Raw genomic sequence first — 25,645 nt, forward strand, 5'->3', positions numbered from 1 at the left:
GGATGGACGAGTTCGAGACACGGTTGAAAGAGGCGCAGCCGCTTTTATGGTGCAACCCGTCCTATCAGCCGGACGGAGATGACGAGGCCCGCGCGGGGCTTGCGCGGGCGGTGGCCGATTGGGCAGAGCTTGCGCCCCTGATCGCCGCCCTCTGGCCCGAGACCTCCGGCACGATCCGCTCGGACTTGCGCAGCGGCGCCGCTGCCGGACTGGGAGACGCGCTCTGGATCAAATGCGATCATGATCTGCCGGTGGCGGGCTCGGTCAAGGCCCGTGGAGGCCTCTTCGAAGTGCTGATGACGGCCCGCACGCAGGCCCGCGCCGCGGGGCTCCTCTCACCGGATGGGGACATCGCCACGCTGGCAAAGCCGGAGGCTCGGGCGTTCTTTGCGCAGCGGCGGATCGCCGTGGGCTCCACCGGCAATCTGGGGCTCAGTGTGGGGATCGCCGCGCGGGCTCTGGGCTATCAGACCACCGTGCACATGTCACATGATGCCAAAGCGTGGAAGGTGCAGCGCCTGCGCGATCTGGGTGTCGAGGTGGTGCAGCATGACAGCGATTACAGCGCCGCCGTCGCGGCGGCGCGCAATATTGCCGCCAATGATCCGCTGACCCATTTCGTCGATGACGAGGCCTCCGAACTCTTGTTTCGTGGCTATAGCGCGGCGGCGCGGGAATTGCAGAGACAGCTGGCAAAGGCGGGGATAGAGATCGGGCCGGACCGCCCTCTGGTCCTCTACCTGCCCTGCGGGATCGGTGGCGCACCGGGCGGGATCGCCTATGGGGCCCGCGCCGTTTTCGGCCCTGATGTCCATGCCTTCTTCATGGAGCCGGTGCAGGCCCCCTCGGCGCTGGTGCAGATGCGCGCGGGACTCGCGCGCGCGACCGATGTCTATGAGGTCGGTCTGAGCAACCGCACCGAGGCCGATGGCATGGCCGTGGCCACCATGTCGGGGCTTGTCGCCCATGCCATGCACACACGGCTGGCCGGTGTGATCACGGTAGATGATGACCGCCTGCTATGCGATCTGGCCCGCATGGCCGATCATGGCTTCCGGCTCGAGCCCTCTGCCGCCTCGGGCTTTGCTGGTCCTGCCATGCTGGAGACCACCGAGGAAGGTCGCGCCTTCCTTGCCAGACATCTCACCCCGGAAGCCGCCCGAAATATCGTCCATCTGGTCTGGACCACCGGCGGCGCCTTCGTGCCCGAAGACCAGTATCAGGATTTCATCGTTCGCGGACGCGCAATTTCCAAGCATTTACAGGATAGATCATGACCACCCATCCCCGCATCGTTGCAACCGACCCCGCCGATCTGGGCGCGAGCGAAGCCCGTCGTCTGATCGCGCGCAAGCAACTGTCTCCCGTGGAACTGGCCGAGGCCTGTATCGCACGGATCGAGACGCTCGATCATGCCGTCAATGCCGTGGTCGCGCGCAATTTCGAAGGGCTTCTGGACGATGCCCGCCGCGCCGAGACCGCGGTGATGGAAGGCGCGCCTCTGGGTCTTCTGCACGGCTTGCCCTTCGGCGTGAAGGACATGATCGATGTCAAAGGTCTGCCGACCACCTTCGGCTCGGAGATCTACGCCGACAATATCGCGGTCAAGGATGATCCGATCGTTGCCGCGATGCGGGCGGCGGGGGCCAGCCCCTTGGGCAAGCTCAACAACCCCGAATGGAGCGCGGGCGGCAATACCCGCAACCGCGTCTACGGAGTGACCGCCAACCCCTATGACGTCACGCGCTCCTGTGCGGGCTCGTCGGGCGGCTCCGCGGTGGCGCTGGCCTGTGGCTATGCGCCGCTGGCCACAGGCTCGGATACCGGCGGCAGCCTGCGCAATCCGGCCGCCTTCTGCGGCGTGGTAGGCTACCGCCCCAGCCCCGGTGTGGTGCCCGGACCGGCGCGGGCAACGGCATTGATCCCACTGCCCACCGCAGGTCCGATGGCGCGGTCGGTGGCCGATGTCGGGCTGATGCTGGCGGTGATGGCACGTCCCGACGGACGCGATCCCTATACCATCCTACACAACGGCCAGACTCTGTGGAACCCGCTCGATTTTGCCACCCTGCCCCGGCGCGACCTGTCATCGCTGAAGATCGCCATCAGCGAGGATTACGGCTTCGCGCCCGTCGAGGGGATCGTGCGCGCGCAGTTCGCCAAAGCCATGGCGCAGATCGGCCCCGCCTTCGGCGAGACCCGTCATGCCCATCCTGACTGCCATGACGCCGACCGCATCTTCTCGGTGCTCAGGGCGCTCCAGTTTCTCGGGCTCGGCGCGCATGTGGATGCGACGCCCGAACTGTGCGGGCCCAATGTCCATGACAATGTGGCCGAAGGCCGCCGCTATTCGGCAGAGGATGTCGCGCAGGCGCTGACGGCGCAGGGCAATTTCTACCGCCGCTGGCAGATCTTCTTCGAGCATCACGACTATCTGCTGACCCCCGCCGTCACCATCAGCCCGCGCGACTGGCACGAGCTTTACCCCAAGGAGATCGACGGCCAGCCCACCAAGAGCTATTATCACTGGCTCGCGATGGCCTACGCCTCGACCCTTGCAGGCCACCCCTCGATCACCATTCCCTGCGGGTTTGATGCCAATGGCATGCCCTTCGGTCTGCAGATCGTCGGCAAGCGGCATGATGATCTGGGGGTGCTTGCGGTTGCCGCCGAGCTGGAGGCGGTCATCGCAGGCCTACCGGCTCTTGCGCCGCATGGTCCCGATCTGGCTGCTCTCGCCCGTGCTCCGGCGTTGAGAGAGGTGGAGGGGTTCCTTTCCTTCGAATGAGACGCGCCCTGGCGCCGGACACCTCGTCCGGCGCCAGAGTATCCGCCGATCACGCCCCCAGAAGGCCCGGCCGAAGCGCATGGGTCAGGGCTGCGCCGAATTCGACATAGGCGCCCGCGACGGATTTGAACCGCTCGGAATAGGCTTGGTGGACCGGCAGGGGCAGCGCCGCCTCCCCCGCCCCCAGCAGCGCCTGCGCGGCGGCTGTGCCGATCACGGTGCCCGGACAGATCCCGCGCCCCGAATAGCCGAACACCGCATAGGCATCGGGACCGAACGCGACCACTTTCGGGATATGGTCGCGGGTCATCGCGATGCGCCCGCGCCATTGATGCTCGAAAGGAAGATCGGCCAGCTCCGGATAGAGATGACGCAATTTGCGCCGCGCCCAGCTTTCGTGGATCATGGCCGCCGGACCTTCGGTATTGCCCATGCCACCGATAATCAGCCGCCCCTGCGCGTCGGTGCGGATCGAGGACATCACCATAGCTGTATCCCAGCATCCCTCGCGCCCCGCAAGGATCCGCTGGCGCTGATCGGGGGACAGCGGCGCAGTGGCGAACTGGCAATAACTCACCACGACATATTCCGGCGCATAGGCCCCTTCAGCCAGCTGGTGATAGGCATTTGTCGCCACCAGAAGACGGGCGGCGCTCACCCGATGCCCTCCGGCCTGCACATGCCACCGCCCGCCCGCCCGCTCGACCCCCGTCACCGGTGTCCGCTGGCAGATCCGCGCGCCCGCGGCGATTGCCGCACGGGCCAAACCCAGACAATAGGCGCGCGGCTGCAATGTGCCCGCACGCGGATCGAGAAGCGCGGCATGAAAGGCGGAACTTCCCGTCCGCCGCGCGGTTTCCTCGCGGTCGAGCAGACGCAGCGGCGCGCCGAAACCGGTGCCCTGCCGGAAGCGGTTCTTCAGATCCCTGACCCCGCCTGGAGCATGGGCCAGATGCAGGGTGCCGTTCTGCGCCGCCTCGCACTCGATGCCGAATTCCCTGATGCGGGAGAAAACCGTTTCGGGGCCGCGCCCGAGCGCCTCGATCAAGCGCCGGCCCATGGCCTCGCCCAGCTGCGCCACCACCTCCTCGGGCGGCAGCCAGAGCCCGGCATTGACCAGCCCGACATTGCGCCCCGAGCCACCATGGGCAAGGGTCTCGGCCTCGAGCACGATCACCGAGGCCCCCGCGCGGGCGGCCTCCAGCGCGGCCGAGCAGCCGGTAAATCCGCCTCCGATCACCGCCAGATCGACCTCCGCATCCGCCAGAAGACGGTCGGGGGAGATCTGTTCGGCGCAGGTCAGGTGCCAGAGATTGCTGGACGTGTGCATGTGGAGCCTCGCAGCAGGGAAGACAGGGATGAGGAAAAGGCGGCCAATGGAGCACAGGCCCGGGCTTTGCGTAAAAATCCAACATCGGATATCCACCCGAGAAGCGGGATAGGGGTATCAATGAGGTATTGTGGAAATATTGCCCTAGCCCTCTCCCTTGGAAAAGTGATTTGATGGCACATCACTTGGAGCTTTTGTCACATGTCGATCCCCAGACGGTTTCTGCCGACCATGAGCAGCCTGCGCGCCCTCGAAGCCGTGGACCGGCTGGGCACGGCGGTGGCGGCGGCGCAGGATCTGGACCTGACCCATTCGGCCGTGAGCCGCCAGTTGCGGGTGCTGGAAGAGCAGCTGGGCGTGAAACTGTTCCTGCGCGAAGGCAAAAGGCTAGGCCTGACCTCCGCCGGACAGAGCTATGCCCGCGCTGTCCGTGACTGTCTTGACACGCTGGCACAGGCCAGCCTCAGCCTGCGGGCCGCAGGCGATCAGGACAGCCTGTCTCTGGCCGTGCCACTGACATTCGGGTTGCACTGGCTGGCCCCGCGCCTCGCGCGGTTTGCCGCGATACATCCCGCGCTCCATATCAACCAGTCCACGCGCAACCATCCTGTCAATTTCGCAACCGAACCCTTCGATGCAGCCATCCTCTTCGGGCTTGCCGATGCCGATGGTCTGGCGAGGCTGCCTTTGGCCGAAAACCGGCTGGTCCCGGTGGGCGGAACAACAATGTCGCCCCCCGCGCAGCCTCGGGATCTTCTGGAGAGGCCGCTTCTGCATCTGGCCAGCCGTCCGGGAGCGTGGGAGAGCTGGTTTGCAGATCACGATATCCCGCCCGGACATCTGCGCGGACCACTCTTCGACCAATTCCTGTCACTGGCCCATGCGGCCAGATCAGGCATGGGACTGGCCCTCCTGCCCGACTTCCTTGCCGAACCCGAGATCGCGCAGGGTAGCCTGATCCGTATGGGCGCGACCTTTCAGGATCGTGCAAGCCGCTACTATCTGGCCTGGCCCGCTGATATCGAACCCTCAGTGCCCTTGAAGACCCTGATCCGCTTTCTCGAAACAGATCTAAAGGCCCGCCCGCATGGGCCTGCAACGCCCTGATGCAGCCGCCCGTTCGGACGGATCGCGTCTCTGTAACAGAAAGCACCGATTGCGGCCGCCGGATCCCAGCCTCGACACGCGTTCGAAGACGCACGGCGCGGCGCGGGCCTGCCCGTGCGCTCTCGGCAATCGCCCTCCCGCCGCGTTGCCTCGAGAATACCCAGACCGATGGGAATGCTTTTCCGCATCGCGTCTTGCTCTCGTTCTCATGGCCCGGCGCCGGGCCAGTCGCCGCCCCGCGCATACTGAACGCCGTGGCAGGGACAGCCGCGCATGTCCCATCGCAACGCGATCATCGGGCTCAGGCGCGCGGATCCGGATGGATGCAACGGAGCCCGGGCACCTCCGTTGCCTGTGACATGGCCAAGGAGAGCGAAGGTCAGATATGGAAGGCGATACCTTCGCCTGCCAACCCGCCCCCCAAAGCCGAGACCGTGCCATCGGCGCGCCAACAGGCCGCCCCCGTCATCATCGCCGCGCCAAAGGCCACCATATTCATCCCGCCGCCGATATGAGGCACGATCTGCACCTCATGGCCCATCGCCTCGAGGGCGGGCTTGTGATGGGCGTAATCGGGCTCCAGCTCGACATGCGCGCCCTCCGTCCAGATCCGCGGCGCCTCGACCGCTTGTTGCGGGCTCATCGCGAAATCGATCATGTTGACGATGGATTGCATGGCCGAAGGGAAAATCCTGACCGCCCCCGGCAGCCCCAGCGCAAAGGCGGGCTTGCCGTCTTTCGCCACGATCATCGGTGCCATCGAGGTGGGCACCCGTTTGCACGGCGCAATCGACAGGGCCTTGCCCGGATGGGGATCGAAATTCAGCATGTAGTTATTGGGGATGATGCCGGTTCCGGGCACCATGAAACGCGCCCCGAAGAGCCCGTTGATCGTATGGGTCGCGCAGACGATCCGCCCGTCGCGATCGGCCACGGTGATATGGGTGGTGTTCTGGCTCTCATAGGTCGGCAGATGGGTCTCTGCCCCGCCTGTCGCGCGCATACGCGCCAGACAGTCCTGCGCATAGGCTTTGGAGATCAGCTTCTCGACCGGAATATCCACGAAATCAGGGTCACCCGAGGCCGCGCGGCGATCCTCGAAGGCGATGCGGATCGTCTCGGCCAGAAGATGCAGGCGTTCGGGATTATCGAACCCCATCCCCGCCATATCAACGGTTTCGAGCATGTTGAGCATCTGCGCCACATGCACCCCCGACGAGGCAGGCGGCGGCGGTCCGACGATCTCAAAGCCACGATAGCTGCCTTTGATCGCGGTCCGTTCGCGCACGTCATAGCCGGTGAGATCTTCCATCGACAGGCGGCCCTGATCACCGATCCGGTCGATCAGCGCCTGCCCCAGAGATCCCCCATGCAGCGCACCGGCCCCCTCTTTGGCAATCAGCCTGAGGCTCTCGGCATAGTCCGCCTGCACGATCTTCTGCCCCATTGTGGCGGGCCGTCCGTCCGGCAGGAAAATCGCCGAGATCACCGGATCGAGTGCCAGATCCCCGGCATGACGGGCGATATTGGAGGCCAGATAGCTGGTAGCGGCAAACCCGCGCGCGGCATAACGGATCGCGGGCGCGATCACATCCTCGAAGGGCAGCGCACCATGGGCGTCATGCATTCTGCACCAGCCCAGGAGATTGCCGGGACTGGCAACCGAGGAAGGCCCGATCATATTACGCCGATCCTTTGTCTGCATGTAATCGGGCAGGCTATCGGAGACCGGCTCATACATGTCGGGCGTGGCCGCCGCAGGCGCCTGCGAGAGGCAATCATAGATCTGGTGGCCGTCCTCGGGCGTATAGAGATGGGCCACCCCGCCCCCCGCAATCCCCACCATCATCGGTTCGACCACGGTCAGCGCCAGAAGGGCCGCCATTGCAGCATCCACCGCATTCCCGCCCGAGGCCAACATCTCGTGGCCCGCCACGGAGCCCAGCGGATGGTTGGTCACCACCATGCCCTGCGTGCTTTGGGCGGGAGTCTTGCGACAGATGAACGGCAGGGAAAGGCTCTGGACGGACATATCGGGTCTCTTTTCGGGTAGTCGCGGTGAGGCAGGCAACAGGCGGAGGATAGGCAGCGCGCCGCATATCGACTGAAATTCCGCGCAGACGGCTGCTTGGGTGAAGATTCCTTCCCCCAGCCTAATGCGTCATTCCCTGGACAAAAGCGGGAAATGCCGATTTGCGGCAATCCGCACAGACAGGGGCCCTGCGATGCCAGGAATTAGGCACTAGGAATTAGGCATGTGTCTGTGTCTTCTGCACGTCCATGCAAAACAGGGCCCGAAAACGGGCCCTGTCCTCACGTCATACACGCCGGATTTTACGCGGCTTCGGTTTTCAGCGTTGCCTCGGGCGAGAGCAGGAACTGGTCGATGAAGCTACGGATATCTTCGACAGGCGCATCGAGCAGCTCCAGCACCTTGCCCGTTTCCGCCCATTCGCTGGCAATCAGATCCGGGTTTTCCTGCAGGGACTGCCCGTAGCTCGGAACGATCTCGCGCAGCTTGGCCTGCCAAGTCTCGCTCGCAACCCGCTCGGGGAAGACCTGATCGAGCAGTTTGAGCATGATCGGCGCGGCGGTCGAGGCCCCCGGCGAGGCGCCCAGAAGCGCCGCGATCGAGCGGTCCTCGCAGGCCACGATTTCGGTGCCCAGCTTCAGCTGGCCGCCATTCTCGGGGTCTTTCTTGATGATCTGCACCCGCTGACCGGCCTGCCACAGGCGCCAGTCCTCGTCACGCGCCTGCGGGAAATAGGCCCGCAGCGCCTTCATCCGGTCCTTGTCCGACAGCATCAGCTGACCAGCCAGATATTCCACCAGATTGAAGTTATGCACACCGACCTGCATCATCGGCACGAGATTGCGGCGGGTGATGGTCGAGGGCAGATCCCAGAACGACCCTTCCTTCAGGAATTTCGTCGAGAAGGTCGCGAAGGGGCCGAACAGCAGCATGTCCTTGCCGTCGATCACGCGGCGGTCGAGATGGGGCACCGACATCGGCGGAGCGCCGGTCGAGGCTTTACCATAGACCTTAACATTATGCCTGTTCACGACCTCGGGGTTCTCGCAGACGAGGAACGAGCCGCCCACGGGGAAGCCCGCATATTGGCGCGCTTCGGGAATGCCCGACATCTGCAAGAGCGGCAGCGCACCGCCCCCTGCCCCGAGAAACACGAATTTCGCATCCACGATCTGTTTGTCACCACCGCGCGAGTTGGTGCAGACCACACGCCAGCCACCATCGGGGCGACGGTGAACACCGGTTACGGTCCGGCCGGTCTTGAGCTGGAAGCGCGGGCTGCTGGCGAGGAAGCGGATATACTGGCGGGTGATCTCGCCGTAATCCACATCGGTGCCCTGCGGGGCCCAGGTCGCGGCGACCTGCTCGTCGGGATCGAGGCCCTCGGTCATCAACGGCGACCATTTGGCGATCTCGGCATGATCGGTCGAGAATTTCATTCCCGCGAAAAGCGGGCTGCGGATCAGCGCCTCGTAGCGCTTGCGCAGGAAGCTGACATTCTTCTCGCCCCAGACAAAACTCATATGGGGGGTGCGGTTGATGAAGGAGCGCGGATTGCTTAGCACGCCCTGACGGACCTGGTGAGCCCAGAACTGGCGCGAAATCTGGAACTGCTCGTTGATCGAGAGCGCCTTGTCGATATTGATCGACCCGTCCTCTGCCTCCGGCGTGTAATTCAGCTCGCATAGCGCCGAATGGCCCGTGCCTGCATTGTTCCAGCCGTTGGAGCTTTCGGATGCGACCTCATCAAGACGCTCGGTCAGTTCAATTGTCCATTCGGGCTCCAGCTCATGCAGCAAAACGCCAAGCGTCGCGCTCATGATACCGCCGCCAACAAGGAGTACGTCGACCGAACGGTCTGCGGTTTTGTTTTTGAAATCCATGATGACCGCCCCCTTCGCGGATCTATAGCGGCGAACCTAGGAATTTAGCGGAAGGATGCAACCGCCGCGTTGCAGCATCACGCAAAAGGGAGCGAGCGAACAAAAATGTGAGGGAACGCAAGGACTTGACCTTAAAGCTATGTGATATCTACATTTTATTTAGTAATTACCACGCGACATAGGGGCAAAGAGCGATGCAAAACGCATCAATGCTGCAGGGCAGCCATGCGCTCAGGGGGTAGCTCTCAACCCAAACTAGCACTGCGGCAGGGTGTCGCACTCGCGGATGTGACCGCTAACGCGAGGCCGATTATTAAACTGGTCTGAAAAACTAACCAGCAAAGATGGTTCATGGACGAATCAAACCGGAGAGGCAGAGATGCAGCCAGCGCGCAGGTCATTCAATGGAACAGATTGTCGCATGCAATTGCATACCGAAACTTCGGGTGCAGGCCGGCGATTGTCAATGCGCACCGCTGCCCCGACAGACCTCCCGCCCCACTCGATGGTCGGGATTTCGGACCGGCATCCCACGGCGCACGGGCGCGCCCTGTTGCCCGCCGGTGCCGCGCGCATGCCAAAAGCCCTAACCTGCCCGCAACCTGTCGACGAGGAAGTCCACAAAGACCCGCACCCGCGCAGGTAGTGTCGGACCACCGAGAAACAGCGCGTGCACGTGATGGGTTTCGGGCACCGGATAGTCCTGCAGGATTTCGCATAACCGCCCCTCGGCCAGATCCTCCTCGACCGCAAAGCGCGCCACCCGCGCCACACCCAGGCCCGAGACCGCCAGCATCCCCAGAGCCTCGCCGCTATTGACGCGGAACTTGCCGCCGACCTGTATGATCCGAGGCCCTTCTGGTGTATCGAAAGCCCACCGCGCACGCCCCGGATCGAAGCTGAACAGAAGACAGTCATGCTGGCGCAGGTCATCCGGATGGCGCGGAGTGCCACGCGTCGCGATATAAGCGGGGGCCGCGACGGTAATCATCGGCTCGTCCGCCAGCTTGCGCGCGATCAGCAAACTGTCGGACAGCTTCCCGAAGCGGATCGCCACATCTGTCCGTCCCGTCGCAGGGTCCTCGAGCAGATCGGTCAGCGTCATATCGAGCCGGATCGCAGGATAGATCCGCGAGAATTCGCCAAGGAGCGGGACGATCTTGAGGCGCCCGTGTGAGACCGCCGCCGAGACGCGTAACAGCCCCGAGGGGCCCTGCCCCGCGCCCAGTTGCTCTTCGGCCTGATCCACCGCGCTCAGGATGCGCCGCGCCGAATACGCGAAAGCCTCGCCCTCGGATGTCAGCCGGAGGGCGCGGGTCGAGCGGATGAGCAATCTCACCGCCAGCCGCGCCTCGAGCCGGTCGATCGTGCGGGACGCGCCCGAGGCCGTCAGCGCGAGCACCTGCGCCGCGGCGGAGAAGCTGCCTTCATCAAGCACCGTGATGAAAACCTCCATCTCGCGAAGGCGGTCCGGTAAAGGTGCCATCTTTGCCTCCCGGGCAAAAAAGAGTTGCGATCAGGCAACCTACCCCCCGTCTCCGTTCCCGTCCAGTCTGCGGGCTGTTCTTTCCAAAACCAGGAGACGGGCCATGCGGTTCAATCCGGCGCTCGCAGCGCTAACTCTCGGGTCTTTTGCCATCGGGCTGACCGAATTCTCGCCGATGGGGCTCCTCCCCACCATCGCCGATGACCTGAATGTCGACATTCCCTCCGCCGGCCTCATTGTGACGGCTTATGCGTTCGGCGTTATGGTCTTTGCCCCCGCAGTCACATTGGCGGCGGCGGGCATGGCGCGGAACCGGCTGCTGATCCTGCTGGCGCTGGTGTTGGCGGTCGGAAACCTTCTGGCCGCCGCAGCCCCCGATTACAGCATCATTCTCGGCGCGAGGGTGATCACCGCCCTATGTCAGGGCACGTTCTTCGGCGTCGGTTCGCTGGTTGCGGCAAGCCTCGTGGCTCCCGACCGTCAGGCGGGTGCGGTCGCAGCGGTCTTTATGGGGCTGACAGTCGCCAATGTGGCAGGTGTGCCCGCGATGACGTGGCTGGGCGAGGCTACCAGCTGGCGCCTGCCGTTCGTGTTGATTTCCGGCCTTGGCGTGCTGACAGCGTTGGCGCTCCTGAAGGCGCTCCCGCATCTGCCCGCTCCGAGAGGCGGTAGCCCCAAAGCGGAGCTGGCCGTCATGATGCGCCGCCCCGTTCTGGCCGCCCTCGGGCTTACGGTGCTGACCTCCACCCGACAGTTCACTGTCTTCACCTATGTCGCCCCCATGCTGCAGAATACGCTGGGAGCGTCGGCAGGCCTGATCACGCTGGCGCTTGTCATCGTGGGGCTCGGCATGACGGTCGGCAACCATCTTGGCGGCATCGCGGCCGATCGCTCGCTCAGGGTCACCCTGATCTCGGTACTGGTCGCCCTGATCGCCCTTCTGGCAGCGCTGAGCCTGCTGAGCCAACATCTGATTACCGTGCTTGTCCTTCTCTTCATCTGGGGCGGCCTGTGTTTCGCGCTGGTGCCCACAATGCAGATGCGCGTGATGACGGCCGCCGCGGATGCTCCCAGCCTTGCCTCATCGGTTAATATCGGCGCGTTCAACCTCGGCAACGGGCTTGGTGCTCTGGTAGGGGCGGCTGTGCTGCGGATGGGCTTCGACTATCCGGTCATTCCGCTGGCAAGCGCCATCGTCTTTGCCCTGCCCCTCGTGCTTGTCCTGACAAAACGCCAACCGAGCGGTGCGCCCGCCTCCGCCTGAACAGAGCCATCCCTCCCAGAGGGACGGTCATACATGCGGGACCATCAGCCTTGCGGGCCACCCCTCAGCCGCGCGCATCGGAGGGTTTTTCAGCGCCCGACGCCCGCGCAAACGCGACCTTAGCAACGGGTGAGCAACTGGCTGGGCGTAATATTGAATTCCTTCTTGAAGGCGCGCGCGAAATGCGAACTGTCCTTGAAGCCGAAGCGGAAGGCCGCTTCGGTGACCTGCCGGACCGACCCGTCCGACATCGCACGGTAGCTCGCCGCAAGGCGCTGCGACCAGACCCAGCGCATGACCGTTGTGCCCTCGGATGCAAAAAGCCGGTTCAGAGTGCGCGGCGAGATGCCATTGGCCATGGCAATACCGACAACCGATAGATCGCTGTCGTCCAGCTGGCCCATCAGCTCGCGCTTGATCCGGCTCAGCATCGCGGCCTGCCCTGCAGTCGGGCGGCTCTGGTCCTCGTGCAGATCCCTCACCGCAAGCGAGAGAATATCCAGGATCGGCCCCTCCGCCTCGCGGCATTTCTGCGCATCCGGTAGATCCGTCAGGTCGTTGACATTCAGCATCAGCCCCGCCGCCAGCCGCGCAAGGGGGTTCTGCCCGTCCAGATGGATGGCGAATTGCCGGTCCGCATCCTTGATCCTGCTGGTCATCAGCGGGCGCGGAATGCGCAAGGTGATCGTCCGCGCATCTTTCGGAAAGCGGATCGAATAGATCTGGTCGGTGTCATAGACCACGATATCGTTGGCCTTGAATTCGAAAGCGCTGGTGTTGTTGACAAAAGATCCACCGCTATCCAGAGCCAGCACGCAGAAGAAATCATCATGTGCGGAATGGCGCATCTCGTTGACGCCGTGGCTATAGGCGATCGGCGAGAATTTCGTATCCGAGAATTGCAGCCCGCCCCAATCGTTGATCTTCATCCAGCCACGGAACCCATCCGCGCCCTCGAAAGGTGAAACGACCGCCACATGATGCTGGCTGATCATGTTCTGCCAGTAGTCGAACTTGTCGCCGGTCAAGCAATCATCGGTCTGGAAAATAAAGCTCATATCCACCTTTCCTGTGAAGCGCGGCCCGCGGTCGGAAAACCGCTCGAAGAGCCTCGAACATGCGGCCTTCCCATCCGCATCGTGCCAAAGAAACGGGCGCTTGAGAGGATGTCTTTATGTAAATCCGGCCCTCCAAGGGGCCGGAAACAGGGCGAGCGCCGAAGAAATAGCAGTTACTGGGATTGTGCCCGAAAATAAGGCACCCTTTGAACAATCAGCGGCACCGCAATGGCCACGGATTCGCGAAACAGACCCTAGACAGGGCAAGTCTCGCGCAGCCAAAGTTCAATCTTTTGAACCATCTGGCCGTAGAATAGCCGGTAGGTATCTTCGGTCACAAAACCGATATGCGGAGTGGCAACCACATTCGGCAGGGTCCGGAACGGATGATCGATCGCAAGCGGCTCATGATCGAACGTATCGAGCCCCGCCCCACCGATCCGCTCCGCCTTCAAGGCCGCGATCAGGGCTGCCTCATCCACCAGAGGACCGCGCGAGGCGTTGATCAGCCATGCCGTCTCCTTCATCAGCGCAAGCTCGCCCGCCCCGATCATGTGATGGCTCCGCGCGCTAAGCTTCATATGGACGGAGATGATATCCGACGTGGCAAAAAGGGTTTCCTTGTCAACGGCCTGAACCCCGAATTCCGCAGCATGGGCCGGATCGAGGTTCTGGCTCCACGCGATGACCTCCATCCCGAAGGCCTGCCCGACCTTGGCCACCGCCTTGCCGAAATTCCCCAGACCCACGATACCCAACCGGCGGCCATGGATATCCTGCCCGATATGTTCCTGCCAGCGGCCTGCACGCAGGTTGTTGATTTCCTGCGGCAGACGACGTGTGGCGGCAAGGATCAGGCCCCAGGTCAGTTCGGTCGTGCCATATAGCAGATAGTCGGTATGGGTCAGGGTAATGCCGCGCGCTGCAGCCGCCTCCGCATCGATCGCGGCATTGGCCGCCGAATTCGATGCGATGAACCGCAGCTTCGGTAGTGCTGCCAGAAGTTCCGCATCAAACACCGTGCGCTCGCGCATCACACAGATGATATCGAAGGGCCGGAGCCGTTCGATGAGGGCCGCGCGATCCTCCAGATGATCGGTGAATATAGTGATTTCGGCCTGGGCGCGGATTGTGGACCAATCGGCCATCGTCAAAGCAACCGACTGGTAATCATCAAGAATGGCCAGCTTCATCATTTGTCCTTGCATAAAGAAGGGGCGGCCTGCGCCGCCCCTGTTGGGTCAGGCCGCGCGCAGCTTTGCGGTGGCCTCGGTGTCGATCCCCGTGGCGAAGCCCTCGGCATCCACCAGCACGGCCACACGATACACATCACGCGCACGCTCCACCGTCTCGTAGCCCTCGGCCACATCGGCCAGCACAAGCGCTGGATCGCGGGTTTCGGGCGCACCGTAACCGCCGCCGCCGCTATCGAGACCGACGATCGTCTCGCCCGGTTTCAACACGGTGTGCAGATAGCCCGGAAGGACTTCCTCGCGCCCATCGGCATGGATCTTGATATTGGCACCCGGATAGGCGTCATGCCCGCCCTGCACTCCGCGCGGGCCGGTGGCCACACCATTGGTCACCTGCATCACGACCATCTCGTTGCCGCGCGGACCGAACTCGGTGCGGGTGGCAACGCCCCCGCGCTGGCGCCCTGCCCCTGCCGTGCCCGGCAAAAGCTTCATCGACTTCACGATCAATGGCAGGCGCTGTTCCGAAATCTCGATACTGTCGCGATAGCACAGCCCCGCGCCCGCGATCACCGTGAAGGTGTCGAGCCCGTCGGCCGAGCTGGAGGCCGGACCACCGCCGCCCATCAGGAACAGCTGGTTGACGTAATCGGCATTGCCGTCGCGCTCGTCCTTGCCCGAGATTACCCCCGTCGAGACGCCGAGGAACATATTGCTCTCCGACAGGCCGAACCCGTCGCCCAGCTCGGCAATCGAGCTTTGCGCCGTGTTACAGATCACGTCGGCAAGAAGCGTTGTGGCCGTCGAGGCCGAATGCGGGAATTTCGGGATGCCCACCACGCAATTCTCACGCAACAGAACCTCGATCCGGCGGAACGTGCCGGAATTGAGCGGCAGGTCATGCTCGAGACAATTGACGATGCCCGTGATCGCCATACCCGTGGCGGTCGCCTGACACAGGTTTACCCCCGCATCGACGCAATCGATATTGTCGCGCAGATCGACAATGGCCTTCTGCGCCTCGGGGTCGATAGTGATCTTGACGAAAACCTCCACCCCATCGGGCAGGAAGCCCCCCAGCGCATCCAGCCGCCCGCGCCGCTCCAGCGTCGCTTTCGGCAGGTTGGCAATTGCCGCCGCCGCCCGACGCTCGGAATAGTCGAGCCATGCCTTCACGAAGGCCTTCACGCGGTCCTTACCGAATTTCTCGGCGAATTTATGCAGCGATTTCTCACCGGTGCGGGCGGCCGCAATGGCGGATTTCAGATCGCCATACCATTGGTCCGGCACGCGGATCCGCGCTTTGCACATGCGCACAATATCGGCATTATCCTCGTAATCGCGCTGCAGCTGCACCATCGGGAAGACCAGCGCGCCCTCGTTATAGACATCGGTCGCCGCTGCGAAATAGGTGGTGGGCACCGAGTTGCCGCAATCGGCCTGATGGCATTTCACCACCGTGGTGAAAAGATGCTCGCCCTCCCAGAAGACCGGCACGAGGATCGTGTGGTCGGCGGCATGGGTATTGCCGTTATAGGGGTCGTTATTGAGGAAGGCGTCGCCCTCCCTGAAGTCGGGATGGTAATCGGCCATCGCCTGACCCTGCAGGTTCGAGCCGAACGCATGGACCGGCAGCGCCTCGGCCACCCCGATGATGTCGTGATCCGCCGACAGGATAGAGCAAGAGAAATCCCGTGCCATCCCGATCACCGAGGAATTCGCGGTGAGGATCACCGTCGAGGTCATCTCCCGCACGATCGCATCGAGGCGGTTGCCCATGATCGCCAGATCTACCGGATCGAAATCCTGTTCGACAAAGTCCTTAGCCATGGGAACCTCCGAATTCGAATACATAATTGCCTTGGGCCGAAAGGTGACCGGTCATGCCCGGCTCGACCACGATGGTGGTAGTGGGCTCTTCGATGATCATCGGACCCGCGATCTTGTAGCCCAGCGGGATGGTCGTGCCATTGATCACCGGTGTTTTGGTATGGCCGCCCTCGCGGAAGAAGGCCTCGTTCTCGCGGCTGTCCAGAACCTGCCCTTCGGGGGCGGGCCATGTGACCTGCGGCGAGGGCAGAACAGCCGCCACACGCAAACGCCAGTTGATGGCCTCCATCACGGTGCCCTTGCGGTTCACATGGTAAAGGCGTTCGTATTGCTCGGCGAATTTGGTCTCGAGCAGATCGATATCGTCACAGCCCTGCGCCCAATCCACAGGCAGCTCCACCTCCAGCTCCCATTGCTGGCGGGCATAGCGCGCCTCGACAAACAGCTGGTGACGGAAGGTATCCACACCTTTGGCCCGTAGCGCGGTCTCGAATTCGCTGCTTTTAGCCAGCAGATCGTTCAGCGCCTCCTTGACGCCTGCACTATCGAACGCGTTCGAGGCGGCATAGCAGGAGGTCGAGAAATCGGTCGCGATATCCGAGAATTGCCCGCCTGCCGCCGAGATGGCGCCTGCGGTTTTCGGGATGATGACATTTTTCACCTTCATCGAACGCGCGATGGACAGAAGGTTCAGCCCCGCCGCGCCGCCACCGGCCACGATCGTGCTGTCACCGGGGCTCACGCCATCATTGGTGGTGATATCCTCGATAGCCTTGATCATGATCTCCGACGAGATCTGTAAAATGGCCGCAGCCGTATCCCAGATCGACTTGCCAAGCTGGGTTGCGACCTTCTGCATCGCGGCCTCGGCCGCAGGTTTGTCGAGCTTCATGCGCCCGCCAAGGAAGCGGTCGGGGTCGATATAGCCGAGCACAACGGCCGCATCGGTCACGGTAGGCAATGTGCCGCCCTTGCCATAGCAGGCAGGCCCCGGAACCGAGCCCGCCGATTGCGGACCTACCCGCAGCATGCCGCCCGCATCGACCCAGGCGATCGAGCCGCCGCCCGCACCGACCGAGCGGATATCCACGGTCGCCATCCCGAGCATGGTCGAGGCCATCGGCGTGCCGAGCCACGTCTCGCGCGAGTATTTGATCGCGCCATCGCGGATCAGCGACACATCGAAAGTGGTGCCTCCGGTATCGACGATGATCACATCATCATCCATCGCCTCGGATTTGGTATAAGCAATGCCCGCCAGCGGCGCCATCGCGGGGCCGGATTTGGCCATATAGATCGGTTTCTGCACCACATCATCGATATGTAGCACGCCGCCGGACGAAGCCGAAATCAGCAGCTCGCCGCCAAAGCCCGCCTCGGCCAGATCGGCCTTGAGGTCACGCAGGTGGCGCTGCATCAGCGGTTTGAGCGAGGCATCGATCGCCGTGGCCGAACTGCGCGGATATTCGCGGATCGTGGGGTTGAGCGCGGAAGACAGCGTATAGGGCACACCGGGCAGGATCTCTTCGATCAGCTCGCCCAGACGCTGCTCATGCGCGGGGTTCGAGATCGACCACAGGAAGGCCACGGCCACCGCCTCGATCCCGATCCGGCCCAGTTTCTCCAGCGTGGCGCGGGCCGCCGCCTCGTCGAGCGCCGTCTCGACACCGCCTTCGGCATTCATCCGCTCGGGGATCTCGAAGGTCAGCGCGCGCGGGATATAGGGCGGCTCGACCTTGGCATTGATCTCGAGCGCATTCAGCTTGCCGCCCTTGCGGAAGACCAGCACATCGGGGAAGCCTTCGGTGACCAGAAGGGCGGTCTTCGCGGTCTTGCGCTCGACAATCGCATTGGTCGCGCGGGTGGTCCCGTAGACCAGCACTCGGGTCTGGGCCAAGAGATCGCTCAGCGTAATGCCCAGTTGATCGGCGGCGTTAGTGATCGAGTTCGACAGGCCGGTGAAGCTTCGCTCGGGGGTCGTCAGCGATTTGCCGACCGTCAGGCGGCCCTGCTCGTCGGTAACCACGACATCGGTAAACGTGCCTCCGGTGTCGACTGAAATTCTATACATAGTGCCTCCAGGTCATGGCCATCGCGCTTGGGCGCGGGCCCCGTAAGTGGTTGGTATAAGATGATCCTAAGGACCGCCGAGGCCCTGCGCGCGACTGGGCGCGACAGAGAAACCGACTGCGACGGTCAGGCGGACGGACGGGCCAGATCGGCCATCATGGTAATATTGATCCGGCGCCCCTCATGGGTGTCGGCAAAGTGGGCCGCATTGGTCTGATGGAGATATTTCGACGGGAAAAGCACCGCACGATTTCCGCGATAGGGCACGGGATGGGCTTGCGCGCCCGCCTGCGCGATGCGCTGGCGGTTCAGCTCGGGACGGGCGTTATACTCGGCAAAGGGAATATCGGCCCCGATCTTGAGATCATAAAGCGTCATCCCGCCCGCCCCCTCCTCGGCCTGCAAATGGGCATGGTCCACCGGCCAGATATTGAGGTTCCAATCCCCCTGATCGGCATGGATATCAATACCTTGCGACTTGCGCAGATAGCGGAAGGCCCAAAGCTGCGCGACGCTCACAGGGGCCGCCAGCCGCGTAATGGTCGCCTGCATTTCCTGCGCCAGCCGCAGCACCAACGCATTGGCAAAACCGTCATGCAGATGCGCGCCCAGATAGCCACGGCTTTCGCGGGCATCGAACCAGATGGTGGCCTGCAGCAAATATTCCAGCACGGCCTGACGCCCCGCATCCGAGAGCACATCATCAAGGATATAGAAGCAATCGCCCGCCCCGCCGGAAAGGGCGACCCGCCGGATCCGGGGCGCGGGGTTCAACACCTCTTCCGGCAAGGTCACGGGCGGCAGATAGCTTGCCCCAGCCATCAGTTTCGCGGTCTGGGCTGTCAGACGACAACTGCGCAGGTCCTCAGCAATTCCGGAAGTAAACCAGTCAATCCGGCCAAGGTCCGAGAGGTATTCAAGCTGCCCGGCCAGCGCCGCACCGGCAACGGGGCCGAAGCCCTCTTGTGTCATCGGGGCGGCTTCGGGGACGCCACCCGCCCAGAGATCGGGGCGACGACGGATGCGGAACCCGCGGTCGAAATGCTGGAAGGCCAGATCCAGATCGCCCATCCGCTTGAGACATTGCGCGGCATTCACATGGATCGGATAGGATTCGAACCCCAGCCCGAAAACCTGCCGGTAAAGGCCAAGCGCCTGCGCATAAGCCTGCCGCCCCAAAGCATCATCCGCCGCGGCCAGCAGGCTCTGCGCCTGACGCTGCCTGTCCTTTACATCCATCACCGACATCGCTCTGCCCTCCGTTTTGTTCTGCCCCAGACTAGGGGGCAGCGGTGGCACTGCCGCGACCGGTTGCGCCAGATCCACCGGCTGCATGCGCCACGCGCGCAGCATAAAGCCCCCGATACATCCGCATCGGGGGCTTTACGGTAAGTCACTGCCTCAGGACGGCTGTTCGGTCCGCTCGAGCGCGGCCGCGCCCGATTTGCGCGCCCGCCCCGGCCATTTCAGCTCGCGCCCGCCGGTCAGACCATCGGCACGGTTGATCAGCACGAAGATCATGAAGATCCCCAGCACGATCTGCTGCATCCCGAGCGGCAGCGCGATCTGATGGCCGCCCAAGGCGACCCCCTCTTCCGCCATGCGCAAAACTTCGGAGACGCAGGAGACCAGAACCACCCCGACGACCACACCGGTCAGGCTGCCCGCGCCACCGACCACCAGCATGACCAGCAGCAGGAAGGTCAGGCTCATATAGAACACATCCACCGTCAGGATGCCGAGGAAGAAGCTGTAGATCGCCCCGCCACACCCCATCACCGCACCCGAGATCGCGAAGGCGGTCAGACGCATACGGTAGACCGAGATGCCCGAGGCCAGCGCCGCCACCTCGTCATCGCGCGAGGCGCGCAGCATCAGCCCGATGCGCGAGTTCTGGAACACCCAAGCGATCAGCAGGGCCCCCGCCATGAAGAGGAAATTCATCCAGATGCCGCCCAATTGCGGAATATTGGTCAGCGGTGCCACGCCGCCCGTTACACTATCCCAGTTGGAAAAGATCCGGTTGACGACCAGCAGGAAGGCGAAGGTGGCGATGGACGCCGCGATATCCGAGAGCCGCACGATCACCGCGCCGATGATGCCCGCGATCACTCCCGAGACCACAAAGCCTGCCAGCGCCGCGATCCAGGGCATCAGCTGGGTGTTCTGGACCCAGACCGGCAGGCCTGACAGCATGATCTGCTTGAACATCATATCCATTGACAGCCACGCCGCCACATAGCCCCCGATACAGGCGAAGGCCGCATGGCCGAAGGCGAAGATGCCGGAATTGCCGATGAAGATATAGAACCCCGTGACAAGGATGATGCGGATCAGGATCTCGGTCCAGAAGGTCTGCACCGCCAGCCCCGCCACCAGCGAGACGATGGCTGTGACAATCGCCAGAGCACCGATCAACACGATGGGGGTCCACTGGCTGCGCAGGAAGGATTTCATATCGGTTTGCGCCATGGATCAGACCCTTTTATGCACGTTTTTATTGGGGAAGAGGCCGTTGGGCCGCACGACCAGCGTCAGGATAACAAAGCCGAAGGCGAAGGCGTCACGGAAGGGCTTGAGATCGAAGGGCAGGTAGACCTGCAACAACGTGGTGGCGATGCCCAGAAGGAAGCCGCCCACGACCGCGCCCACAAGCGAACCCATGCCGCCCACGACCACCGCAACAAAGGCATAAAGTGCAAGAGGCGAGCCCCATGCGTAATTCACCGTGCCCGATTGCGGCAGATAGAGCAGCGCGACCGTGGCCGCCAGCATGCCGCTGATGGCGAAGGCCCCGCCGATAACGCGGTTGGCTTTGACACCCAGATATTGCGCCATGCGGAAATCCTCTGCCGCAGCGCGCACCTGAATACCGAAGCGCGAATATTTCAGGAAAAGGCTCAGCGAGATCATCAGGAAAGCCGTCACCCCGATGGTAATCAACTGGATCACCGGCACCCGCAGCGCTCCCAGATAGATGGGTTGGGTCAGACCATACCACAGATCCACCCCTCGCGCCTGGCTTCCATAGGCCAGCATCATCGCATTCTGCAGCACATAGCTGACGGTGAAAGAGGCCATCATCAGAGTGGGCGCCGAGGCATTGCGCAGGGGGCGGAAGACGAACCGCTCGGTCACCAGTGCCACCAGCACCACAATCGCACCCACCGTCGGGATCACGAAAAACCACGGCCAGGCGCCGATGAACAACTGGGCCGAGGCCGCGACCGAGGTGAAGGGCACGATCAGCGAATAGGCCCCCAACGTGATGAAATCGCCATGCGCGATATTGGCCAGCCGCAGGATGCCGAATAACAGCCCGACCCCGAGCGCCGCCAGCGCGAAGATCGAGCCGAGGCTCAGCGCATCCAGCGCGGTTTGCAAGACCTGTACCATGTCAGACCCCTTCCCTGTCAAAGCCGAAATAGGCCTGTTTGATGGCAACGCCGTCCTGCAGATTGGCGGTATCATCACAAAGCTGCACCTGCCCGCCGCGCAGCACATAGATGCGGTCGGCATGTTTGAGCACGCGGGCCGAGCTCTGTTCGTTGATCAGAAGCGTCACGCCGCGCCGCGCCTTGATCTCGGCGAGGATCTCATAGACCTGATCCACGATCTTGGGCGCAAGCCCCAGCGATGGCTCGTCGATCATGATGATCTCGGGATTGGTCATGATCGCGCGGGCAATGGCCAGCATCTGCTGCTCGCCGCCCGAAAGCCGCCCTGCCGGATAACTGGCACGCTCACGCAGGATCGGGAACAGATCCATCATCTCGCCCATCATCCAGCGCGCCTTGGAAGCATCGCCCTGCAGCATCCCGCCCAGCTTGAGGTTCTCTGCCACGGTCAGCGAGGAAAAGATCTGCCGCCCCTCGGGCACCAGCGACATCCCCCGCCCCGCGATCTCCTCGGGCTTATTGCCAAGGATCGGCTGGCCCGCCAGCGTCACGGCGCCGCGCGTGGCCTTCACGCCGCCCGCGATCGCCGCCATCAGGGTGGATTTTCCCGCGCCATTAGGGCCCACCACACAGACCGTCTCGCCGGTCATCACCTTCAAAGACACCCCGCGCAAAGCTGCGATCTGGCCGTAACTCACATGGAGGTCGCTGACCTCCAGAAACACCGTCCGCTCGATCATGCCGCGATCTCCTCGCCAAGATAGGCTTTCAGGAAGGCCTCATGGCGGCTGACCTCTTCGGGCAGGCCGGTGATGATCGTGCGCCCGCCATCAAGCACATGCAGCCGGTCGCTGAGCGACATCACCACATGCATGTTGTGTTCGATGAGCAGCACCCCGCAACCATAGCGTTCGGGCAGCGACCGGATGATGGCCATCAGATCCTCGCATTCGCTATCGGACATACCCGCCGCAGGTTCGTCGAGCAGCATGAATTTGGGCTGCGAGCACAGGGCGCGGGCGATATCGAGGCGGCGCTGGTCGGTATAGGGAAGACTTGCCGCCTGCTGGTCATGGGCCTGCGAGAGCCCGACCTCCTCGAGGATCGCTTCGGCACGCACACGCGCGGCGCGTTTGCCGAGGCCCGAGGCAATTGCCGAGACCTGCGCATTTTCCAGCACGCTCAGGTTCCCGAAGAGCCGCCCCGCCTGGAAGGTCCGCGCAACCCCTGCCCCGCGCACCTTCGCGGGCGACCAGCCAAGCGCGTCGCGGCCCTCGATATGCAGGCTGCCTTCGGTAGGTTTCTGGAAGCCCGTCAGCACGTTCACAAGCGTGGTCTTGCCCGCGCCATTGGGGCCGACCAGCCCCACGATCTCGCGCGGGGCAAGCGACAATGTGCAATCACTGATCGCGGCAAGCCCCTGAAAGCGCACAGTCACGGACGAGATCGACAGCGCATCGGCTGCGGGTGGATGGGGTGATGCGTTCAAGAGACCGCTCCTTGCAGAGAAACATTGGCACCGGCCCCAGACGGGCCGATGCCGTGGCAGGGTGGATCAGCCACCAACGCGATAGAGTACCGAATTCGGGATCGCGTCCTCGATCTTCCATTCCTCGACGAATTTCTGACGCCCGTCGGTGAATTCGGTGATCTGCATCGGCTCGGAGGTCTGGATATGCAGTTGCGGCGTGAAGGTGCGCGGACCAAGCGCCGTCGGCTCGTCCTTGAAGCCGTTCATCACATCGACCACCTTCTGCGGATCGGTTGTGCCAGCGGTCTCTACGGCTTTCGCCCAAAGCTGTAGCCACGCATAGATCGGATAGGACCACATGGAGGCGGGCTTTTCGCCGTATTCGGCCACGAACGCATCCGTCATCGCCTGCGCCTCGGGGCGCGGATCGCCTTCGATAACCACCTGTGTCGGAATGAAGAAGTTCGTCAAACCGGGCACAGCGGATGTCCATGCGACACCGTCGAACAGTGCCGGCCCCAGAAGCGGAAGATCGATCCCTGCCGAGCGGATCTGGCGCACCGCGCCGCCTGCGCCCAGATGCGAGCAAAGCATCACCGTCTGTACCCCGTCGGAGGCGATCTTCTTGCTGATTTCCGAGACCTGCGCCGAAATCGAGGCATCGTCGAAGCGGAACTGCTCGGAGCCTACAATCTTGCCACCATCCTTCTCATACATCCATTTGAAGCCCGCGCAGGCAGACTTTTGTGCTTCGCCAGCCACGTCTTCCAGAACGAAGGCCGTTTTCAGCCCCTTTTCCTTGATCGCCCAATCCGCAATCACCGCACCTCCCAGCTGGGCCGCCGTGCCGCCGGTGAAGGACAAGGGCCCGACCCCCAGCACGCCCGCCTTGGGATCTGCCGCACACATGAAGGCCGAGATCTTGCCTGCCTTTTGCACCTGGACCGCCGAGGGCGCGCCGAAGTCGTAATCACAGCTGACCAGCACAAGATCGGGATCGGAGGCCAGAACCTTCTGGCCCGCCTTCACGGCCTCGCCCAGATCGGTCTTGTTGTCAGCAGTCTCGTAAACAATCTGGCGGCCCAGAAGCCCGCCCTTCTCGTTTTGCTGTTTGATCCACATCTGCGCAAAGCGATAGGCATCGGCATCGGTCACCGCCATCCGGCCCGATTGCGCGATGGCGAACCCGATATTGATCGGCGGCTCTTCGGCATGGGCGCTGCCAAACAGCCCTGCGCCAAGAAGGCCTGTCGTCAACAGACCCAACACGCGTTGTTTCATCATCACCATCTCCTGTCAGAAATATCTTATTTTTGTTTGGGCGGCAGGGAGCGGCGCATGGGAGAGCCGGTCTTGTCACCAAACCGCAGATCAAGCTTAGCCAGCGCCGCTCCGAGTGACCTGTCCGCAGGCGTCAATTCGTATGACCCAGAAAGACAGCCCTGCCTCCTGGCGCTTAGGCGTGGGCGGGGTTTCCATGTTTAACAAATGCACAAGAACCTGCCCCCTGCAGGCAAAGCTGCCCCAAATGCAGGCATTTTTGGTGTTTTGCCCTCTGCCAACCACGCAAACAGGTGCTGTTTTGGACGAATCCGGTCAGTTTCGCCCAGATTAAAGGCAAAGGGGAAAGCCATGTTGTCTGTCGCGTCTGAACGGAAGGGGATCTCTCGCATCGATACAGAGGGGCTACCGCCAAAGGACAGGCTGCCATTCTGGCGCGATGTCGTGTGCCAGCACTTCTCCCCCGCAGCGACCGATCTGCCCGACTGGTTCAATGCCAGCAGTTTTCATGCGCGGATGACACGGCGCGATCTGGGTTCGGTCGGACTGAGCCATGTAGAGGCCTCGCCGCAAAACTCGTTGCGCGATCGCGCCTCGCTGCGGCGCGATCCGTCGGACTGTTTCTTCCTCTCCTATGTGACCGTCGGCAAGAGCGTGCTGAAACAGGGGGGGCGCGAGGCGGTGCAGGGTCCGGGAGAATTTCTCCTCTATGATTCCGCCCAACCTTTCACCTATGCTTGGAACGGCGATTATGCCGGGTACTGGCTGCGCCTGCCGCGCCATCTGCTGACCAACCGGCTTGCATCGGCCGAGGTGCTGACCGCACGCACCATCTCCGCCTCGGCCCCGATCGGGCGGCTGGTCGGTCAGATGATCGAGGAATCTTTCGGGCTTGATCTCTGTGGCGAGACGCCGGCTGCACGGCGCGTTGCAACATCGCTCGTGGATCTGGTCACTGCGGCTTTCGAGACACAGACAGGGTTGGGGGCCGATTATTCCGCCCGTCATCAGGGGCTCCTCGACCGGGCCAAATCCCATATTCTCGTCAATCTGGAAAATAACGACCTGAATATAGATGCGATGGTGAAGGACCTCGGTGTGTCGCGCCGGACCCTGGCGCGTCTTTTTGCCCATGAAGATACCACGCCCACCCGCTGGCTCTGGTCGCAACGTCTCGAACGCGCCCGCATGATGATCTGCGAGGCCGATGGTGCACGGATTACAGAGATCGCTCTGGCGTGCGGATTCAGCGATATCTCGCATTTCTCGCGTGCCTTCAAAGCCGAGTTCGGCATCACGGCCAAGGCAATGATGGCTGCGCGTGCGAGCTAAGCTGCAGGCGGCGCAAAATTCCAACTGGCCGGACCGGCAAAATAAATTGGCCCGCAAAACAAAGATAGGGGCGCAACATCCCATTACAGCTAGAGGGGAGAGAACCAGAACAGGGATTTGAC

19 protein-coding genes are annotated in these 25,645 nt (G+C 62.9%); 5 read left to right on the forward strand and 14 right to left on the reverse strand.

From position 1 onward, the window contains the following. The first annotated feature begins 2 nt into the window (after positions 1-2). Both WDB91_RS15740 and WDB91_RS15745 read left to right on the forward strand, forming a co-directional pair. Positions 3-1,277: a D-serine ammonia-lyase gene (locus WDB91_RS15740; protein ID WP_339114576.1), complete on the forward strand. Its 1,275-nt coding sequence runs from the start codon at positions 3-5 to the stop codon at positions 1,275-1,277. Further along, a complete protein-coding gene (locus WDB91_RS15745; protein ID WP_339114577.1) occupies positions 1,274-2,788 on the forward strand; it encodes an amidase family protein in 1,515 nt (504 codons plus the stop codon). Before WDB91_RS15740 ends, WDB91_RS15745 begins: the two co-directional genes overlap by 4 nt. Before the next feature lie 49 nt (positions 2,789-2,837). Here WDB91_RS15745 and WDB91_RS15750 read toward each other — a convergent pair whose 3' ends face one another. Beyond that, complete coding sequence (locus WDB91_RS15750) at positions 2,838-4,118, reverse strand: FAD-binding oxidoreductase (protein WP_339114578.1); 1,281 nt, start codon at positions 4,116-4,118, stop codon at positions 2,838-2,840. 201 nt (positions 4,119-4,319) lie between these two features. On the opposite strand from WDB91_RS15750, the gene WDB91_RS15755 reads away from it, so the two are divergent. Then, complete coding sequence (locus WDB91_RS15755) at positions 4,320-5,225, forward strand: LysR substrate-binding domain-containing protein (RefSeq protein WP_339114579.1); 906 nt, start codon at positions 4,320-4,322, stop codon at positions 5,223-5,225. 379 nt (positions 5,226-5,604) lie between these two features. On the opposite strand, the gene ggt is transcribed toward WDB91_RS15755, so the two are convergent. From ggt to WDB91_RS15770, 3 genes are all read right to left on the reverse strand, one after another. After that, positions 5,605-7,257: a gamma-glutamyltransferase gene (gene ggt, locus WDB91_RS15760; protein ID WP_339114580.1), complete on the reverse strand. Its 1,653-nt coding sequence runs from the start codon at positions 7,255-7,257 to the stop codon at positions 5,605-5,607. A 302-nt stretch (positions 7,258-7,559) separates the two neighbouring features. Further along, positions 7,560-9,140 (reverse strand): malate dehydrogenase (quinone), encoded by a 1,581-nt coding sequence (mqo, locus tag WDB91_RS15765; RefSeq protein ID WP_339114581.1) that lies wholly within the window; start codon positions 9,138-9,140, stop codon positions 7,560-7,562. Positions 9,141-9,726: 586 nt separating this feature from the next. After that, positions 9,727-10,626, reverse strand: coding sequence for a LysR family transcriptional regulator (locus tag WDB91_RS15770; protein WP_339114582.1), 900 nt, complete (start codon positions 10,624-10,626; stop codon positions 9,727-9,729). 103 nt (positions 10,627-10,729) lie between these two features. Here WDB91_RS15770 and WDB91_RS15775 point away from each other — a divergent pair, with 103 nt between their 5' ends. Then, complete coding sequence (locus WDB91_RS15775; RefSeq protein WP_339114583.1) at positions 10,730-11,890, forward strand: MFS transporter; 1,161 nt, start codon at positions 10,730-10,732, stop codon at positions 11,888-11,890. 119 nt (positions 11,891-12,009) lie between these two features. On the opposite strand, the gene WDB91_RS15780 is transcribed toward WDB91_RS15775, so the two are convergent. The 10 genes from WDB91_RS15780 to WDB91_RS15825 all read right to left on the reverse strand — a co-directional run bounded on the left by WDB91_RS15780 (position 12,010) and on the right by WDB91_RS15825 (position 24,194). Next, complete coding sequence (locus WDB91_RS15780) at positions 12,010-12,948, reverse strand: helix-turn-helix domain-containing protein (RefSeq protein ID WP_339114584.1); 939 nt, start codon at positions 12,946-12,948, stop codon at positions 12,010-12,012. 254 nt (positions 12,949-13,202) lie between these two features. Continuing rightward, positions 13,203-14,144: a D-2-hydroxyacid dehydrogenase family protein gene (locus tag WDB91_RS15785; RefSeq protein WP_339114585.1), complete on the reverse strand. Its 942-nt coding sequence runs from the start codon at positions 14,142-14,144 to the stop codon at positions 13,203-13,205. A 45-nt stretch (positions 14,145-14,189) separates the two neighbouring features. After that, on the reverse strand, positions 14,190-15,971 hold the full coding sequence (locus WDB91_RS15790) for a hydantoinase B/oxoprolinase family protein (protein ID WP_339114586.1): 1,782 nt from the start codon (positions 15,969-15,971) through the stop codon (positions 14,190-14,192). Beyond that, complete coding sequence (locus WDB91_RS15795; protein WP_339114587.1) at positions 15,964-18,042, reverse strand: hydantoinase/oxoprolinase family protein; 2,079 nt, start codon at positions 18,040-18,042, stop codon at positions 15,964-15,966. Before WDB91_RS15795 ends, WDB91_RS15790 begins: the two co-directional genes overlap by 8 nt. A gap of 125 nt (positions 18,043-18,167) precedes the next feature. After that, the gene (locus tag WDB91_RS15800; RefSeq protein ID WP_339114588.1) at positions 18,168-19,289 is read right to left on the reverse strand and encodes a hypothetical protein; all 1,122 of its coding nucleotides are present in this window, start codon (positions 19,287-19,289) and stop codon (positions 18,168-18,170) included. Between the two features lie 153 nt (positions 19,290-19,442). Beyond that, complete coding sequence (locus WDB91_RS15805; protein WP_339114589.1) at positions 19,443-20,513, reverse strand: branched-chain amino acid ABC transporter permease; 1,071 nt, start codon at positions 20,511-20,513, stop codon at positions 19,443-19,445. Between the two features lie 3 nt (positions 20,514-20,516). Next, positions 20,517-21,437: a branched-chain amino acid ABC transporter permease gene (locus WDB91_RS15810; protein ID WP_339114590.1), complete on the reverse strand. Its 921-nt coding sequence runs from the start codon at positions 21,435-21,437 to the stop codon at positions 20,517-20,519. Position 21,438: 1 nt separating this feature from the next. Continuing rightward, positions 21,439-22,179, reverse strand: coding sequence for an ABC transporter ATP-binding protein (locus WDB91_RS15815; protein ID WP_339114591.1), 741 nt, complete (start codon positions 22,177-22,179; stop codon positions 21,439-21,441). Continuing rightward, positions 22,176-22,928 carry an ABC transporter ATP-binding protein gene (locus tag WDB91_RS15820; RefSeq protein WP_339114592.1) on the reverse strand — a complete coding sequence of 251 codons (753 nt, stop codon included), beginning with the start codon at positions 22,926-22,928 and terminating at the stop codon, positions 22,176-22,178. Before WDB91_RS15820 ends, WDB91_RS15815 begins: the two co-directional genes overlap by 4 nt. Positions 22,929-22,994: 66 nt before the next feature. Next, a complete protein-coding gene (locus tag WDB91_RS15825) occupies positions 22,995-24,194 on the reverse strand; it encodes an ABC transporter substrate-binding protein (RefSeq protein ID WP_339114593.1) in 1,200 nt (399 codons plus the stop codon). Between the two features lie 348 nt (positions 24,195-24,542). On the opposite strand from WDB91_RS15825, the gene WDB91_RS15830 reads away from it, so the two are divergent. Beyond that, positions 24,543-25,523 carry a helix-turn-helix domain-containing protein gene (locus WDB91_RS15830; protein ID WP_339114594.1) on the forward strand — a complete coding sequence of 327 codons (981 nt, stop codon included), beginning with the start codon at positions 24,543-24,545 and terminating at the stop codon, positions 25,521-25,523. Positions 25,524-25,645: the final 122 nt, after the last annotated feature.

Source organism: Thioclava sp. GXIMD2076, assembly GCF_037949795.1.
GTDB classification, from domain to species: Bacteria; Pseudomonadota; Alphaproteobacteria; order Rhodobacterales; family Rhodobacteraceae; genus Thioclava; species Thioclava kandeliae.